We start from the raw sequence: 17,831 nt of genomic DNA, 5'->3' as shown, positions 1-17,831 counted from the left end.
CATATCACAATTATTTTAACGTGATAGTATGATCAAACAAAGTGTAAATATCTTTTCGTTTCTCCTGCTTATCAATTTTCTATCGTGTGCGGATAATAACAAAGAAAAACTGTTTACCCGTCTTGACCATGCCGATACAGGAATAGAATTTCAAAACACTTTGTTTGAGAATGAGAACCTGAACGTGTTAAACTACGTGTATTTTTACAACGGCGGCGGTGTTGCTACCGGCGATATCAACAACGACGGGCTGCCGGATATTTTATTTACCGGTAATATGGTGAAGAACAGACTATACCTCAATAAAGGCAATTTTAAATTTGAAAATATAACCGATAAAAGTGGTATTGCTGATAAACAGGGATGGTGCTCAGGAGCAACAATGGCAGATATTAATGGTGATGGTAACCTGGATATTTATATCTGCAGATCCGCCGATGCCGGCACTTCTATGCGGAAAAACCTGCTGTTTATCAATAATGGCGATCTCAGTTTTACAGAATCGGCAGAAGCCTATGGGTTGGCTAACAACGGCTATTCAACGCAGGCAAGCTTTTTTGACTATGATAAAGATGGCGACCTCGACATGTTTCTGATCAACCATTCTTTACAGCAATACACTACAGGCGCGGTTGAAAATCCCGGATGGCGTAAACAAACCAACGCCGCATTTGAGTGTAAACTTTACCGCAATGAAGGCAATATATCGGGCAAGCCACATCCTGTATATGCCGACGTAACTGCTGAAGCGGGTATAACGTCGAATGTGCTGACCTTTGGTTTGGGTGTTGCAGTTTCCGATGTGAATAACGATGGCTGGCCTGATGTGTATGTTTCCAACGATTTTAATGAGCACGACTACCTGTTTATCAATAACGGAGACGGAACCTTTACCGATAAATTGGCCGAGTGCATGGATGAGGTTTCATTGTATTCAATGGGTTCCGATGCGACAGACTTCAATAATGACGGCCTTATTGACCTGGTTACGCTGGATATGCTACCCGAAGATAACCGTACCCAGAAAATGCATAGCGGAGCTGAAAATTTTGACAAATTTCAAATGCTTTTTAAACTGGGTTTTTATTATCAGTATAGCCGCAATATGCTGCAAAAAAACAATGGCGACGGCACTTTTAGCGAAATAGGCCAGTTAGCAGGGATATCCAATACAGACTGGAGTTGGGCTGCCCTGCTTTCGGACTTTGACAACGACGGCAACAAAGACCTGCTGGCTACCACAGGCTATGTGAAAGACTATACTGATATGGACTTTATAAAATATTCGGTTGACCTTGCGGTAAAACAACGCAGCGGGCAAAAAGTAGATGCTGTAAAGGAGTATATCAATAAAATGCCCGTTAACCATTTAATCAGTACTGTATTCAAAAACAACGGGAACAATACGTTTACCAAAAGTAATACGGAATGGGGATTTGATCACAAAACGGTGGCCGCGGGCGCCGCCTATGCCGATCTGAACAACGACGGCAACCTGGATATAATAATCAATAATATCAACGATTACGCCGGGATATATAAAAACAATGGCTCAGCAACAGAACCTAATCATTATCTAAAAATAAATTTAAAAGGAAACGCGGCAAATTCAACCGGTATAGGCACCAAAGTAAAACTCTTTTGCAGGGGGCAGGTTTTTTACCAGGAACAGGTTCCTGTAAGGGGCTACCAGTCATCTGTTGATCATGTATTGAATTTTGGTATTGGTAAACATGCACAAATTGATTCAATACAGGTTGTCTGGCCAAATGATCAGTTCCAGGTACTGCGGAAGGTTCCCGCCAACCAGCTACTGAGCATAGATATTAAGGAGGCTGAACAGAAATGGCAATACGGCAGCATAGCAACTGCACCTTACCTGGCAGAGAAAAGTATAATGAATTTCACGCATAAAGAAAATGATTTCAGCGACTTTACCGTACAACACCTGCTACCCAATTATTTATCCCGGCAGGGTCCCAGTATGGCCAAAGCCGATGTAAACACAGACGGCCGGGATGACCTGTTTATTGGCGGCGCCAAGGGGCAGCCCGGGCAATTGTTTATACAAACCGCCACCGGAACTTTTGCGGCATCAAATCAGACTTATATTAGCAACGATTCATTAGCTGAAGATGTTTCTGCGATTTTTTTTGATGCTAACGGTGACGGGCATCCCGATTTATATGTAGGAAGCGGGGGGTATGAGTTTGCTGAAAAAGATATTTTATTGCAGGACAGGTTATATATCAATAGCGGTAAAGGAAGTTTTGTAAAAGCAGGCAATGCCCTGCCGCAAATGATAACCAGTACCGGCTGTGTTAAAGCTGCAGATATAGATGGCGATGGCGATATGGATCTGTTTGTTGGAGGAAGAGTGGTTCCCGGTAAATACCCAATTGCGCCGGAAAGCTATGTACTGTTAAATGACGGAAAGGGAAATTTTACAGATGAAGCATCAACCATCGCTCCCTCCGTTAAACATATTGGAATGGTAACGGATGCCCTTTGGACCGATTTGAATAAAGACGGGAAACCCGATCTTATTATTGTGGGTGAATGGATGCCGGTAAAAGTGTTCATTAATACAAATGGAAAATTAGAGGATGCTTCAGCAAAATATATACCTTTTGCTTCGTCGGGATGGTGGAACAAAATACTGGCCGATGATTTTGACGGCGACGGAGATGCGGATATCATAATCGGGAATCTGGGTTCTAATGCGCAATTCAGGGCCAGCGAAAAAGAACCGCTTAGCATTTATTACAAAGATTTTGATGGCAATGGTTCTGTTGATCCTATTTTTTGCTATTATATCAATGGCGTTTCTTATCCTGCGGCTTCGCGCGATGATCTGCTTGAACAACTGCCGGTGTTAAAAAAGAAGTTTAATGATTACAGCAGCTATGCCAATGCCACAATCAACGGGGTTTTTTCGGAAGAACAGTTAAAAGATGCCGGATTGCTCAATGTTGAACTACTCTCAACCGTTTATTTGCAAAACAATGGTGATTCCGGTTTTGCAATGAAGCCCTTGCCGCAGGAAGCCCAATACGCTCCAATTTATGCCATGGTGTGTGCCGACTTTAATGCAGATGGGAAAAAAGACATACTTCTTGCAGGCAATAATGCATGGACAAGAATTAAGTTTGGCCGGTACAGAGCCAATCATGGCGCTATGCTGATAGGAGACGGCAAAGGAGGATTCAGCTACCTGCCACAATATAAAAGCGGCTTAAAATTGCGCGGCGATACTCGTTTTATGGATACTATACATGTGGCAGGCAAAAACCTGCTGCTGGTGGGTATGAATAACACGTCGCTCGTTTCCTACATTTTTGATTAAATTGGCTCATTCAAAGTCAAAATCTCCCTTTGTCATTCGGGTTGTTATCACAGGTTTAAAAACGCGAAAATAAGTTTTGAATTAACAGGATATTGTATAGCTTTGAATTAGTTGCATAACTAACTATATGTCCGGCAACCAATTTAAAAGAGGCGAATTATACAGTTTCATAACAGGAGTGGCATCCACGGCAATAGCACGACGGCTGCAGAAAAATTTTAAGCAGCATGGCATTGATATCACCATTGAGCAATGGAGTGTTTTGTATCATTTATGGAAACAGGACGGGCTAAGTCAGCAGGAATTGTGCAATGCTACTTTCAGAGATAAGCCAAGCATAACCCGCCTGGTAGATAACCTGGAAAAGTTGAAACTGGTAAAACGGGTGGCTTCTGCACAAGACAGAAGAATAAACATGATTTGTTTAAGCGAAGCAGCGGCCACACTCAGGGATCAAACTATGGAAATGGCCAATCAAACGCTTAATGAGGCATTGGGTGGTGTTAGCCCCGAAGAGATTGAAGTGTGTAAATCGGTTTTGCAGAGAGTATATGATAACCTCAAATGATAAATTGGTACCGGGATAAAGATTTTCATATTATTTCATTTCGAACTTACGTTTAAATTAAACATCGTTATTGCTTAACATAAAAAATACAATTGTATGAATACCGGAGCACCAGCCACAACCACAACAAAAGGAGGCGAATGGATCATCAGGGAAAGTAAGCCGGAAGACATTTTTACTCCTGAAGATTTTAACGAGGAGCAAAAAATGATCATGGAAATGTGTACCAGCTTTGTTGGTAGCGAAGTACTTTCTGTTATTGAACGCATTGATAAACTGGAGCCGGGGCTAATGCCTTCCCTGCTTGATAAGGCGGGTGAACAGGGATTGCTGGGCGTATCCATACCCGAAGCATACGGTGGATTGGGTAAAGATTTTGTTACTTCCACTTTGGTAAATGAAGGACTGGGAAGCGGCTTTTCCTTTTCCGTAGCCATAGCTGCACATACAGGAATCGGCACATTACCCATATTGTATTTTGGAACACCCGAACAAAAAGAAAAATACATACCTAAGTTAACCACTGGCGAATGGAAAGGTTCTTATGGCCTTACGGAACCCAACAGTGGCAGCGATGCGCTGAGTGCTAAAACTTCCGCCAAATTGAGCAGCGATGGTAAATATTATTTGTTGAACGGACAAAAATGCTGGATCACCAATGGCGGCTTTGCCGATGTATATACCGTGTTTGCTAAAGTGGATGGTGATCAATTTACTGCGTTTATAGTGGATCGTAATACAGAAGGATTTACGCAGGGTCCCGAGGAGCATAAAATGGGCATCAAAGGCTCTTCTACCGTGCAGCTTTATTTCCAGGATGCCAAAGTTCCGGTGGAAAATGTGCTGGGTGAAATTGGCAAAGGACATATCATTGCCTTTAATATCCTGAATATCGGGCGCTTAAAGTTATGTGCTGCGGCACTGGGCGGGGCAAAGGGGGCAGCAACCACCGCTATACAATATGCCAATACCCGCGAGCAGTTTAAGCAGCCCATAGCACAGTTTGGCGCCATGAAGCATAAGATAGCGGAAATGGCCATACGCATATGGGTAGCCGAAAGCGCGTTGTACAGAACGGCAAAATGGATTGATGATAAAGAACAGGCCTTAGTGCAGGAAGGAAAGCCTTTCAGCGAAGCCCTGCTGGCAGGTGCGGAGGAATATGCCATTGAATGTGCTATGCTCAAGGTGTTTGGCAGTAAAGTGCTGGATTTTGTAGTAGACGAAGGTGTGCAGATACATGGCGGTAACGGGTTCAGCGCAGAATACATTATATCAAGGGCGTACCGCGACAGCCGCATTAACCGCATTTTTGAAGGAACAAATGAAATTAACCGTTTACTCACGGTAGATATGGTTTTGAAGCGTGCGATGAAAGGAAGGCTCGATTTGATGGGCCCTGCAACTGCCGTTCAGAAAGAGCTCATGAGCATTCCTGATTTTGGCAGTGGCGATGATGCGCCTTTTGCCAAAGAGCTGAAATTGATCGCTAATATGAAAAAAGCGATTCTTATGGTGGCAGGAGCCGCGGTGCAAAAGCTAATGATGAAAATAGAAAGCGAGCAGGAAATACTGATGCATATCGCCGATATGGCAATCAATGTTTTTCATGCCGAGAGCGCCTTGTTAAGAGCCGTTAAAATTGTGGACCGGCAGGGTAAAGCCGCTGCTGCATTATCTCTTGATATGGTCCGTACCTATTTGTACGACACGGCCGACCGGGTAAATAAAAGCGGACGCGATGCCGTTAACGCATTTGCCGAAGGAGATGAGCAACGCATGATGCTGCTGGGTGTGAAACGTTTCACTAAAGCGGAACCATTCAACAGCAAAGATGCGCGGAGACGTATAGCGGATAAACTGATCGGCGATAACAGGTATTCATTTTAACCGCATCAGGCTTTTTCTTTTTGCCGCCTGGTCGTATAAACTCATGCACAAAAAAGCGGTCGGTACCCGACAGAGGAGGGTCAGACCGCTTTTATACCTGTCATTTTCAGGTAGCTTTTGTTGCAACACATTGTTTGCTCAGGGCGCTCCTTACGCAGATTCGTATATTCTGCTTATTTTCAATTTTCAGGAATTGGCCATAGCACCTCAATCAGCACATTTATGACAGGCGCGGAAAATGCGATCCGTAAAAAAAAGACGATCCACATCTTATTGCCCGCTATAGTACTGGCAACAGTAATACTATTATGGTCTCTTGCCTCTTATTTCGGTCTTTTCCCGGCATATGCCATGCCATCTCCCGCAGCAGTAATAAAAAGCTTTAAAGAAGAGTTTCTGGCGGGGCGTTTAATAAATGATATCATTGCTTCTTTGTGGCGGGTGGCAATTGGTTTTGTGCTATCCGCCGCATTGGGTATTCCATTAGGGCTATGGCTGGGCCAGCATTTGTATGCCAGGAAGGCTTTTGTACCCATGCTGAATTTCTTTCGTTTCTTATCGCCCCTGGCTTGGATACCCTTTGCTATACTCTGGTTCCATATTGGTGATAAACCGGCTGTATTCCTGATATTTATGGCTACGTTTTTTCCGCTGGCACTGGCTACCATGTCTGCCGTAGCTACCATACCGAGTATTTATTTCAGGGTGGCGAAAGATTATAATTATACCGGCCGGGATCTGCTCACAAAAGTTACCTTCCCTTCTGTTCTGCCGCAGGTAATAACCGCCCTGCGCGTAAGCTACGGCATTTCGTGGATAGTAATTGTAGCGGCGGAAATGGTGGGTTGCCAGGACGGCCTGGGCTATGGCATCTGGGAAGCCAGGAATGGATTGCGGCTTGACTCGGCGGTATGTTATATGATCGTGATCGGTGTGCTGGGCATGGGTATAGACAGGTTGTTGTCTCAATTAACCAAACTTCCAAACGTAAGATGGGGATATGAACGGTAAAAACAATGTAAGCCTGGTATTGCAGAATGTGTCGCACAGCTATGGCGCTACCAGTGTATTGGATCAACTGAGTTTACAGGTGAACGCCGGCGAGGTGGTTATGCTGGTGGGGCCTTCCGGTTGCGGTAAAACAACGATACTGAACCTGCTATCGGGTTATATACAACCTGTTTCCGGCACGGTGCAAAGAACAGGCAATATACGAACGGTATACCAGCAGGACGGGCTTTTTCCCTGGCTCACCGTTGGGGAAAACATTGAGATGGGTTTACAAACGATTGATGATATTTCACAGCGCAAAAAGGAAAAGAAAGAGCTGGTTGAATTGATCCACCTGGAGGGTTTTGAAGGTCATTACCCTCACGAACTATCAGGAGGAATGCGGCAGCGCGTGGAGTTGGCCAGAGCCCTGGCCGGCCAGTCGGATATTTTATTGATGGATGAGCCTTTTTCTGCCCTGGATTATCAAACAAGGTTACGGATGCGTTTGGAGCTGGTAAGAATATTGAAGCAGCGTCCGCGTACTGTTGTTTTCGTAACCCACGACATCGAAGAAGCTGCGCAACTGGCCGACAGGGTTCTGGTGCTGTCGAGCCGACCGGCAACCATATGCAGGGAATTACTGATCCATACAGCGCGCCCGAGAGACCTCACCGGCAGTTCAGTTATTGAAGCCATGAAGGAAATATTACATGCTTTGGGACTGTAGCAATAAATAATTAAGCTACATTTGAGCTCACATAAAACCGGATAGTGCATAAATTTACTTTTGGCAAGCTGATACTGGGTGTAGCGGTTGTTTTAACAACCCTGGGCCTGCTGCGTTATAAGCCCTGGGCAAAAAACGGTGCAGCTACGGCAAGAGATGTTATACATGAAGGCGTTAACAAAAAAGCTACCCGTGAGCTAACGGTGGGCTACCTGCCGGTTACCTGTCATCTTACCTGTCCGGTTACAGATTTTGCTTCTAAAACCACGCAAACCAATACCAATTTCAATTCAAGGGTTTTTAGCGATTTTCCCACTGTAGTCAGCGCACTGGAAGCCAAGCAGGTACAGGCAACTTTTATGATCGTTCCGCTGGCCATGAAGCTCAGGGAGCAGGGCGTTCCGGTAAAGATCTGTTACCTTGGTCACAGGGATGGCTCGCAGGTAATAGTAGGAAAAAACAGTAAGATAAGAAGCCTGAAAGACCTGAAAGGGAAAAAAATGGCCATACCCAGCCTGTACAGCAACCAGAATTTTGTGATCCACAAAATGATGGATGAATATGGTATGGAACCCGACGACATTGAATTCATTATTCTGCCTCCGCCCGATATGCCTACCTCACTTGCTTCGAGTGCTATTGATGCCTATTTTGTAGGAGAGCCTTTTTGTGCAAAAGCGGAGTTAGACGGGATTGGCAGAGTGCTGTACTATGCCCGGGATATTTGGCCTAATTTTATTTCCTGCGCGCTGGTGGTGCACGAAGACCTGATACAGCAAAACCCCGGTGTGGTAGAAGACCTCGTAAGAGGCATAGCGGAATCGGGCGCATGGGCCGAAACGCACCGGGCAGAAGCCGCCAAACTTGCGTCTCCCTATTTCAGGCAGGATGAAAAAGTATTGAACTATGTATTAACCTCCAACCCCAAACGGGTAAGCTACCTGCAGCTTACACCTGCAGATGAAGACCTGCAGCATATACAGGACCAGGGAATAAAGTTAAAGCTGCTCACAAAAAACATCCCGATGAATGAGCTGATTGACCGCGAATTTGTACCGCAGGTAATAACGCCTGCTCCTATTGACGAAGCGTGGATACCCGCGATAAAATGAAGAATATATTTTCATTGCTGTAATTACAGGTTTCGGATGACGATTTAACTTCGCACCCGGTGCAGCCACATTGATAGGTTAAGAAAGTATGTATACCATCTTTCTTCAAAGTTTCAATTTACTTGACCACCTCCTTTGAGATTGAAAAGATATAGCCCTTCTTGTTTTGATCGCTGGCATGACTGGTTGCGATCAATAACAAAAAATATAGATATAGCTTCATTATCCGTTAGCCTTTTTGAAAGAAGCATCCTGGTTTTGTTCTAAAAGATGTATCAAGCTAACCGTAAGCCTGGTTGTAAAAATCGGGAGATTTTATTAAAAACACTATCCTGCGACAAGCTGGGTTTTGGCAAAAGAAAAAATAGAATTATCACAAGGTTGATACATTTTATACCCGTCATTGCTGATTGAGTTTTTTGCAAATAGTTGTGTCATAGAGTTTCCAAAACGCTCGATCGCCTCGTTTTTCAGCCAGAAAGGTAATTTTTACATTTTCTGATCTAAATGGCTTCCTGTCTTTCCTTCCTATGTTCCATTCAAAGCCTTCGCAGTAATAGTTGACCTTTCCCTTAAATGTAAGGTCATTCAGCCCGTCATGATTTACATCCTCATTGCTGAAATTCAATTGAAAAGGTTCATAACTGATACAACCTAAGTCATAGTTTGTCACGGGTATTCCGTTAGCACAATTTGAAGTATCCAACGTTGTAAAAACGATACTTAACAGACTGTCTTGTTTTTCGTAAATATGAAAATATCCTTTGGCCCTTACCTGGTAAAAACCTCCTAACAAGTACGTTTTATCCAACGGAGATATCTTTATCAGGCGCAGGTCATCCAGGTACAACACCGCGGCTTTTTGTAGTTTTCGGCTGATTATCAAATATCCTCTGGTCGGCATAATGCTGGGAAAAGATTCGCCATATTCCAGTTCGTAAATCAAGGAATTACCCAATCCCATTACGTCAACGGATGCTTCTTTCAGGATGACAGTCGTTGGCTTTATCCACTGCACTTCCTCGCCAAACATATCCACAACATATTTTGCTAACTGTTGGGTATCGGAGATCAGGCTAATATCAATGGGTCTGAGCGATCTGTAATCATAAAGGTCATGTATGTCCGGAAAGATATCTTCAGTATTTGCAAGCGTAACCCCGGAATACATACTCCCTGAATTCTTTTCACCGCAAGGGCAATTACATGCCACGATAAGAAGTATAAACACTATTGGCAGTTTCATGGCTTTTACAAAATATCTCTATTAAATTAATTGTAAACAAAGGTCAATCCTCTTACCAATTCGGACGTTTCCCCATCTGTCAGTTCAAATTTTTTTAAATATTCAAACAGGTTGTTAACCGCACCCTCCTTAGTAGCGTCATCTATGATTTTGTATTGAGTTTTATTGTTTGCTACTGTTTCCAGTAAATAATATCTCCGGGAATGCGATGTCCCCGATCCAAATATGTAAGCCGCGATACTTATTTTGTCGTTTTGTATGTTAGCGTACGGATTTAAGTAAAAATTGGATGTTCTTACTGACTTCCTCTTGTTTTTTCTAACAACTTCCAGTGTTGGCAAAGGACCGTCCTTTACATGTCTTAGATAATTCATTACCACTGTATCTACAGTTGCTTCTGGATATGCCGTTGAAGCAAGGATGGATGCCCTGTCTTCTTTATTTATTTTAGAAGACCGGCTTATATCTTTAAGGTTATAGATATAGCTTTTATTGTAGCACTCCTTTTCTATGAGAAAGCTGTGGCTATAGTTGTTGAGCTGTTCCGGTTCCTCAGGAATCCTCCAAAACTCACCGTATAATTTCGCGCCGGATATCTCAATCGTGTTGCCCTTGCTGAATGCCTGGCGTGTGATGAAGGTAAAATTTTTGTTGAGCCTGGCGATTTTTCCTGATAGCTTTTTTAAATATGCCTGCTGTTCTCCTTCAGAAGCAAAATTATACAGCTTTAGGTTTTGACTAAGGGTAAAAGATGGTTCCTCAAATATTGTTGAATGCTTAAACAGTTCACAAATAAATGCATCCCGATCCGCAATGGTTTTTAATCTTCCTAATAAGGACAAATCTTTTAAAACGGCATAAGAAGCAATAGGTCGGTTATTTTCCAAAGCGCTCTTTAACAAGATCACATATACTGTATCCTTTACTGCGTGAGTGGTTTGCCCGGCTCCTTTAAAAGAGATCAGGCAGCAAAGGGATAGCAATACAAGGTTTGCCTTTCTTTTGATCTTTTCCAGCATCCTTCTTGTTATTTCACAATAATCTTTTGCCGCACTCTTATCTTACAATCTCTTATTCGTGTATTTCTCCTTTTCCGTCACCACGCTTTGCAACCACTCCCTGTACATGCTTTCCGGCATTTCACGATAGCCCAGTTCAAACAACCTGGTGTAAAGTCCTTCCATTGTTCCAAAGGTTGCAGCGGCGGCTTCGGAGACTTTCTCCTGCTTATCATATATTCTCTTTAATGTTTCTGCCTTCAGCAGCATTGCCTGCACATTCTTTGGATGATACTTCAGCACAAGATCACAGCATTTTATAATAAACCCGTCATAATAATTCTTAGTCTGAAATTCATAGCCTTTAGCCAGGTCAAGCACACACAATGCTATCGCCTGCTGATTGCTGAGCGTATCCATGTATATGCGGTTCTGAATGGCTTCAAGAGGAATATACCCGCTTCCTGTTAACCAGGCGTCCACCGGAAAGCTTCCGCTTGTTAGCTCCGTATTGTACCAGCCTGATTTTTTGCATCGGTTCTTTATATAAATATGGTTGGGGGCAAATCCTAGCCAGCAGGTTGCATCCAGTTCGTCCGACAATATTTTATATAAGTACGGCAATGAGTGACAATTGCCCGCATGTGTGGCAAGCAGTTTTGTTACAAACATATTTCTCCAATCCCAGTGTCCGAAAAAATCATTAAAGTCATAGCCATACGGTTCTGTTTCAAGGATCTGTCCATCCGGCAGCATTATCTTTACAGTATCTTTTAAAAGTTTATAAATAGCAAGGTTCTTATTAAAATTTATGCTGTCCGAATATCTGTAACCATGTATTGGATTCGCTATTTGCCAACCCTTCACTAATGTAGTCAGTATCGTTATCTGGTTTTCAAATTCAGTTTCCTCAATCATGTTATCCAAAAAAACATTCTCTGATATAAAAACCGCCTTTTTAAAAGAATGCTTTTCATTCCTGTCTATCATTCCCTTTATCTTCTGGTAAGCTTTTTCAAATTTTAGCCGGGTTGTAATGCCTTGAGCGGTCACTGACATAGGGCTTAAGCAATAAGCCAGTATGGATAACAGTAAAAATTTCATAGGTAGCCCTTATTTAAAATAATAATTGTATTTCACCTGCCCGGTTTCCATATTTTCTGCAAATGGCTGAAAGATAAAATAGCGTACCTGCTCGTTTGCATGCAGGCTGTCAGATGCTTCCTTCCTTAAAAAACTGTTGGTAAGTACCGAAAAGTATAGTTGGTTATTGTTACTTAGTTCCAGCCAGTAGTCCTGGTCTGTATCCACTTTTCGTGCCTCCGCCTTATAGTCTGTGACAATTCCAAAGTGCATTGTGCCGCCGCGCATAAGCAGCGTTTTATTTATAAAAGCCGACATGATCGTATCATTCCTGCTCGTTACCATATAGAAGCGTACAAAATCGCTTGATACTGATGGTTTCTTTTTAATAAAGCCTTTTCTGTTCTTCTTAACTGTATGCCATGTACCATCAGCATCAATGTAGCCGAACTTGCTATGCCTGGCGCTTTGTTTTATTCCGTTTATTTCACCCACTATTTCAAGATGGTATCTGCGATGCTTTTTGCTTTCTTTTGCTAATACGTTCTTTTCATACAAAAGCTTTACACTGTCCTCATTTTGGGGAATTTGGGCGTTCGCTTTCATAGCAATGAAGCATACCGCCAGCACCAGATAAGTTATTCTTTTCATTGTCCTATGCTTAAAAATACGGAAAGTGGAATTGTTACCTTGTCCTTATTTGCATTATAAAATGTTACCTGGTTTGTCCGGGCGCCTATTACAATGCCGTATCCTCCTTTTGTTATCCATCCCATGCTCTGCGCTGCACCAAAGGCGCTGTAGTCATCTCTTTGTCCGTAGCTTCCCCTGGACGGAGTTTGTACAAATTCGCTTCCCGCATTTACTATACCACTTCCTGAAGTTTGGCCCTTGGGGTGTATATGTACTGTCCCTTCTGCTACGCCTATTTTATTCCTGTCTGCAGGGTCAGCTACTACGAAGGGGTTCACCGTTCCCGCTCCGTCCGCGGGTGACGTTTTAGGCCCCGGTTTGGCATTTACCAGCGTGCTCATGTTAAAGTAGCCACCTTCCTCGTGAAACCCTCCCACATTATCATCCCCCTTAAATAGATCAGTTCTTTTATCATTAGCAGAATTAGATCGTACAAGCATATCATTCATACCCGCTCTTACATCCGCGTTCGGAAGTTGCAGAGGATCTTTCAGTTCACTTACCTGTGTGGTATTCCCGGCACTGGTATTTGACACCACTTTTTTCACATCCTTGCTTTTATATACCAGGTACACTTTTTTGTCATCAATGCCATCAGTGCCTATTCTTTCACCTCTACGATTAAAAAAGTCTCCGTAAGGTTCCCTGCCGTCTGGATCAGTAAATCGTATTGGGTTATCAAATACGAAAGCGTATGGACTCCAGTGAGTAAATTTCTCTGCCAATGGATCTACACTCCACCACCGGCTTGCACTGGAGTTATCCGACACCTCATTAAAAAGACTATCCGCATCCAGCAGCACTACGATCCTCTTTTCATAGATATGATACAGCACAGAGCCGATGCGCTGCACGCTGCCGGTATCAAATACCTCTACAAAGCGGTCGCCGTAGGCGGTGATCACCTTGCCCTTTTTTCCGATGCTTTCAAAGGGATTGTATTCTTTCTGCTTTTCCTGGGCATGTACACAGAATGCAGCAAGTATAAAAGCTGCTGTGAGGATGATGGGTTTGGGGAAGTAGCTCATTGGTGTATAGTTTATGGTTAATTGTTTTTGTTGTAAATGACTTTGGGTTTGGGGAGGCTTTTCAACAACTTTATTTCCTTCTGGAGCTTTTCCTTCAGTTCTTTGTTTTCCTGTTTTTCTTTTGCTGCTTCAAAGGATTTCAGCCATGCCTGGTAGGCTTCCGGTGGCATTGACTGGTAACCAAGATCATCCACCCGCGCATAGGCTTGTTGCATGGACAGGTAAGCACGGTAGGCAGCCGGGTATTGCGGCAGCTTCTCTTCCGGCGGATTGCCTGCCCGCTTTATTTCGGCGGCGGCTATCTGCATTTTAATATTTGCGTCCACGATCAGGGCTGTTAAATTTTCGGGATTGATCTGCAGTATCCGCTGCTGTATCTCATGGGCAAAGCCATCGTAATTGAATTTCTTTAAGTAGCCGAGCAGCAGATCGCCCAGCATCTGTGCGTACAGGTTCCTTTGTGAGAGCGTGTCCAGGTATATCCTGTTCTGAAGCGCCTGCGCGGTGATGTATGAAGATTGTGTCAGCCAGTTGTTGGAAACCAGGTTTGCATTGGTGGTTTCAAAGTTCACAAGGCTGCCCCTCGCATCCGCAAAGCGGACAAAGGAGTGTTCCGGCGCTAAGGAAAGCCACGCCTTCGCACCCACCTGCTCGGTACCACGCATTCTCTACCAGGTAAACCGCCTTCGTAATGGAGAAGCTGTCAGGGTTCAGGTGCAGCAGGTCGCTGTAAGCCTGCCGGTAGTATTGGGTGCGCGCCATCCATTCATTGTACCGCGCTTCCTGCTCCAGCGCTTCCATATCCTGCTGTATGTCCGGCGGCAACGATCCGTGCCCTCCGCCGTTGGCAATGGCATTGTGCATCTGCAGCACACGCTGGTTTTGTTGCTGCACATCTGAAGACAGGAAATTATTTCCCGGCAGCCCGCCCGGAATTGGATTGGTTCTGGATGATGGAAAAGCGGGAGTAATGGTTACCGGCTGGAAAGTAGCGGGCTGGGGGATATTAATATGTAACTGTCCTAAAGGTGTTCTTTCAAATATTTTGTAGCCGGAGTTATTTTGAGCATTGGCGGACTGGAGAATGATTAAAAGAAATGGAAGAAGAAGGCAGCGAGGTTTCTTAATAACTGTGCAATAATTCCTTAAGTGGTGGATGTATTTCAATCCATCTCTCTCATGGGGGTTGTATGGTTTTTGCAGTATCATAAGCACCCGTCATCCCGGGTTGCCGAATAGCCTGCTGCATGATCTTTTACTACTTCCGGGCAATTTCTTTGGTGTCTGGCTGGGTCTCTATTAAAGGTATATAAAATATTTAGTTTATTCAGGAAAAATATTTCAGCTCTTTTTAAGTGGATGTTACTTGCTGCATATCGTAAACTGTATAGGGTTGGTTATGTCCACTTTCTATTAATGGTTTTTATTGAAACGGTATCTATGTTTCCATATAGAAGGCGCCACTGCTTTCCCAAATATTTTCCTTAAACCACCTTTTCGGTCAATTATTTGTCGGTATAATTTTCTAAAATTTGCCATGAAGTTGATGACGATAACCCTTAACTAAAGATTCCCGTGAGCGGAGAAAACACGATTACAATAACGCTGCTGAGAGTTGGTGGTACAGATTCTGATGACAATCTACAGGGTTGTCTGGCTGTTTGACCGGAACGTGCCTTGAATGATTTGACCATAAATGACACAAATTCTGATACTTACCCGGTCTTCTGAAAAGTGCCAGTAAAAAGCTGAAACGGTTCATGAGTTTTTGCTGTCATAGTATAAAACTTAGAGTTATGAAAATATTATTGATTTTTCTGGTAGCAGTTGTTTGCCTTGCTGGCTTCGCATGTAATAAAGAATCGCACAAAACGGTTTTTAAAGGAAAGTATATGGCAAAAAGCTGCTGGCCTGTTATACAAATTTTGGAACCACTTGACGAAAAATTTAAAGAACCAAAATGGTACGATGTCATTAGCGACAGCTCCTACAACTATTGTGTAGGCGTAGGTGAGGTTCCCGAAAAGTATCGTGATGGCAAGCCATTTTATTTTACTATCAAATCTATTACCAGGGATCCGCCTTCTCTTGCGTACTGTATTCCCACTAAATACATCATTGGAATAGCAACTTATTCAGACACTTCTTTCACCAAATAAATATTTTCTATTGAAGCGTTGGCTTCTGCGGATCGCTCAAAGGCCAATGTTCTTTTTCCTTACAACAACGGTCGGTATCCAGCGCAGGAGGATGCTGACCGTTGTTGGCCTGGTTGCAAGCCTCGGGGGAATCTGCAATTGGTTGCCGGCTTATAATTTTCCTGCCTTAATACTTTCTACTACCGCAGGATCGAGCAGGGTGGAAGTATCGCCTACTTTATCGGGTTCACCTTCGGCGATTTTTCTCAAAATACGCCGCATGATCTTTCCGCTGCGCGTTTTGGGGAGCCCTGTAACGAATTGTATTTTATCAGGTTTGGCGATAGGCCCGATCAGGCGTGACACCGTTTGAGATATATCTTTCCTTGTTTTCTCTTCGTCGCCATGCAAACTGTTTGCGATCACGTAGGCATATATACCCAAACCTTTAATGGGATGCGGGTAGCCCACTACAGCGCTTTCCATCACATCGGCGTGCATGTTAATGGCGTTTTCTACCTCGGCGGTCCCTATACGGTGCCCGCTTACATTCAGCACATCGTCTACTCTCCCGGTAATCCGGAAATTTCCCTCATCATCTTTTAACGCACCATCGCCGCTGAAATATAAATTGGGATACGCTGCAAAGTAAGTGGTCCGGCAGCGTTCATGATCACCATAGGTTGTCCGGAGCATTCCCGGCCACGGGGCCTTCATACATAGATTACCTTTGTAAAATCCTTCTTCGTTTTTTTCCGTAACTTCTTTCCCCTGGTCATCCACCAGCACGGGCTGAACACCGGGTAAAGGTAATGTAGCCCATGAAGGCTTTGAAGGCGTAACTCCCGCAAGCGTGGAAATTAATATGCCACCGTTTTCGGTTTGCCACCAGGTATCTACAATGGGGCATCTTTTTTTACCCACATGCTCATTATACCAGTTCCAGGCTTCTTCATTAATTGGTTCGCCAACAGATCCCAGCACGCTTAAAGAAGAAAGGTCTTTATCTTTCAGCGGATCCAGCCCATAGGTCATCAGGCTGCGGATGGCGGTAGGCGCCGTATACAAAGTATTCACTTTGTATTTATCAACGATATCCCAGAACCTTCCGGCATCCGGCCAGGTAGGTATTCCTTCAAACATCAAACTGGTTGCACCGGCACTTAATGGCCCATACAAAATATAGCTATGCCCTGTAATCCATCCGATATCTGCCGTGCAAAAGTATACCTGACCCGGCTGGTATTGAAAGGTGTTTACGAATGTGTAAGTGGTCCATACCATGTACCCGGCGGTAGTGTGTACCACACCTTTGGGCTTTCCTGTACTACCGGAAGTATACAAAATAAACAGGGGATCTTCTGCGTCCATCTCCTCAGCTTCACCAAAATTTTCAACCGGCAGCGTATCCGTCACTTTAAGCATCTCGTCTTCCCACCATACATCCCTGCCTTTGATCATGCTCACCGGGATCCTGGTGCGCGTGTATACAATTACCCTTTTTACAAGATTATTGCCCACCAATGCATCATCCACTACGCTCTTTAACGGGATATCCTTGCCGCCGCGGTAGGCGCCATCGCAGGTAATAATGAATTCGGATTTGGTGTCTTCCAGCCTGTCGGCTATGCTGCGGGCAGAAAATCCGCCGAAGATCACACTATGAATAGCGCCGATCCTTGCACAGGCCAGTACTGCATAGGCCAGCTCGGGTATCATGCCCATATAAATACATACCCGGTCGCCTTTTTTTACGCCATTGTTTTTCAGCACCTGGGCAAACTGGCATACCCTTTTGTGTAACCGCTCATAGGTAACGATCCTCGTTCTGTCTTCCGGGTTGTTGGGCTCCCATATAATAGCAGGTTTATCGCCGAGCGTTTTCAGGTGCCTGTCTAAGCAATTTTCGGTGATGTTCAATTTGCCGCCTGCAAACCATTCTATTTTGGGCTCCGTGAAATTCCAGTCTAATACCTTGTTCCATTTTTTTCTCCACGTAAAATTTTCAG

Annotated in this window: 15 protein-coding genes; 7 read left to right on the top strand and 8 right to left on the bottom strand. The window is 43.9% G+C overall.

The genetic code is table 11. The annotated features are described in order from the left end of the window. Nucleotides 1-28: 28 nt before the first annotated feature. The 6 genes from PLH26_RS06845 to PLH26_RS06820 all read left to right on the top strand — a co-directional run bounded on the left by PLH26_RS06845 (nucleotide 29) and on the right by PLH26_RS06820 (nucleotide 8,636). Nucleotides 29-3,346 (top strand): VCBS repeat-containing protein, encoded by a 3,318-nt coding sequence (locus PLH26_RS06845; RefSeq protein ID WP_324585258.1) that lies wholly within the window; start codon nucleotides 29-31, stop codon nucleotides 3,344-3,346. Between the two features lie 127 nt (nucleotides 3,347-3,473). Then, nucleotides 3,474-3,914 carry a MarR family winged helix-turn-helix transcriptional regulator gene (locus tag PLH26_RS06840; RefSeq protein ID WP_324585257.1) on the top strand — a complete coding sequence of 147 codons (441 nt, stop codon included), beginning with the start codon at nucleotides 3,474-3,476 and terminating at the stop codon, nucleotides 3,912-3,914. 96 nt (nucleotides 3,915-4,010) lie between these two features. Further along, a complete protein-coding gene (locus PLH26_RS06835; RefSeq protein ID WP_324585256.1) occupies nucleotides 4,011-5,804 on the top strand; it encodes an acyl-CoA dehydrogenase FadE in 1,794 nt (597 codons plus the stop codon). A gap of 222 nt (nucleotides 5,805-6,026) precedes the next feature. Next, nucleotides 6,027-6,815 (top strand): ABC transporter permease, encoded by a 789-nt coding sequence (locus tag PLH26_RS06830; RefSeq protein ID WP_324585255.1) that lies wholly within the window; start codon nucleotides 6,027-6,029, stop codon nucleotides 6,813-6,815. Further along, a complete protein-coding gene (locus PLH26_RS06825) occupies nucleotides 6,805-7,524 on the top strand; it encodes an ABC transporter ATP-binding protein (protein ID WP_324585254.1) in 720 nt (239 codons plus the stop codon). Before PLH26_RS06830 ends, PLH26_RS06825 begins: the two co-directional genes overlap by 11 nt. Before the next feature lie 44 nt (nucleotides 7,525-7,568). After that, complete coding sequence (locus tag PLH26_RS06820; protein WP_324585253.1) at nucleotides 7,569-8,636, top strand: ABC transporter substrate-binding protein; 1,068 nt, start codon at nucleotides 7,569-7,571, stop codon at nucleotides 8,634-8,636. Nucleotides 8,637-9,036: 400 nt separating this feature from the next. On the opposite strand, the gene PLH26_RS06815 is transcribed toward PLH26_RS06820, so the two are convergent. The 7 genes from PLH26_RS06815 to PLH26_RS06785 are packed head-to-tail and all read right to left on the bottom strand — an operon-like array spanning nucleotide 9,037 to nucleotide 14,893. Beyond that, nucleotides 9,037-9,882: a hypothetical protein gene (locus PLH26_RS06815; RefSeq protein WP_324585252.1), complete on the bottom strand. Its 846-nt coding sequence runs from the start codon at nucleotides 9,880-9,882 to the stop codon at nucleotides 9,037-9,039. A 26-nt stretch (nucleotides 9,883-9,908) separates the two neighbouring features. Continuing rightward, a complete protein-coding gene (locus PLH26_RS06810; protein WP_324585251.1) occupies nucleotides 9,909-10,901 on the bottom strand; it encodes a hypothetical protein in 993 nt (330 codons plus the stop codon). A gap of 42 nt (nucleotides 10,902-10,943) precedes the next feature. After that, on the bottom strand, nucleotides 10,944-11,984 hold the full coding sequence (locus tag PLH26_RS06805) for a hypothetical protein (protein ID WP_324585250.1): 1,041 nt from the start codon (nucleotides 11,982-11,984) through the stop codon (nucleotides 10,944-10,946). A 9-nt stretch (nucleotides 11,985-11,993) separates the two neighbouring features. Continuing rightward, nucleotides 11,994-12,614: a hypothetical protein gene (locus tag PLH26_RS06800; RefSeq protein WP_324585249.1), complete on the bottom strand. Its 621-nt coding sequence runs from the start codon at nucleotides 12,612-12,614 to the stop codon at nucleotides 11,994-11,996. Beyond that, nucleotides 12,611-13,684, bottom strand: coding sequence for a hypothetical protein (locus PLH26_RS06795; protein ID WP_324585248.1), 1,074 nt, complete (start codon nucleotides 13,682-13,684; stop codon nucleotides 12,611-12,613). Before PLH26_RS06795 ends, PLH26_RS06800 begins: the two co-directional genes overlap by 4 nt. A 17-nt stretch (nucleotides 13,685-13,701) precedes the next feature. Then, complete coding sequence (locus PLH26_RS06790) at nucleotides 13,702-14,256, bottom strand: hypothetical protein (protein WP_324585247.1); 555 nt, start codon at nucleotides 14,254-14,256, stop codon at nucleotides 13,702-13,704. Next, nucleotides 14,246-14,893 carry a hypothetical protein gene (locus PLH26_RS06785; protein WP_324585246.1) on the bottom strand — a complete coding sequence of 216 codons (648 nt, stop codon included), beginning with the start codon at nucleotides 14,891-14,893 and terminating at the stop codon, nucleotides 14,246-14,248. Before PLH26_RS06785 ends, PLH26_RS06790 begins: the two co-directional genes overlap by 11 nt. Before the next feature lie 587 nt (nucleotides 14,894-15,480). On the opposite strand from PLH26_RS06785, the gene PLH26_RS06780 reads away from it, so the two are divergent. Next, nucleotides 15,481-15,843, top strand: a complete 363-nt coding sequence (locus tag PLH26_RS06780; RefSeq protein WP_324585245.1) for a hypothetical protein — start codon at nucleotides 15,481-15,483, stop codon at nucleotides 15,841-15,843. A 150-nt stretch (nucleotides 15,844-15,993) separates the two neighbouring features. Here PLH26_RS06780 and acs read toward each other — a convergent pair. Beyond that, the coding region (gene acs, locus PLH26_RS06775) for an acetate--CoA ligase (protein ID WP_324585244.1) at nucleotides 15,994-17,831 on the bottom strand (1,838 nt) is incomplete at its 5' end.

The sequence above is a fragment of the Agriterribacter sp. genome, assembly GCF_035444585.1.
In the GTDB taxonomy this organism is placed as follows: Bacteria; Bacteroidota; Bacteroidia; order Chitinophagales; family Chitinophagaceae; genus Agriterribacter.
The sequence above is the reverse complement of the archived record's forward strand: the minus strand, read 5'-3'. Positions and strand labels throughout refer to the sequence as shown.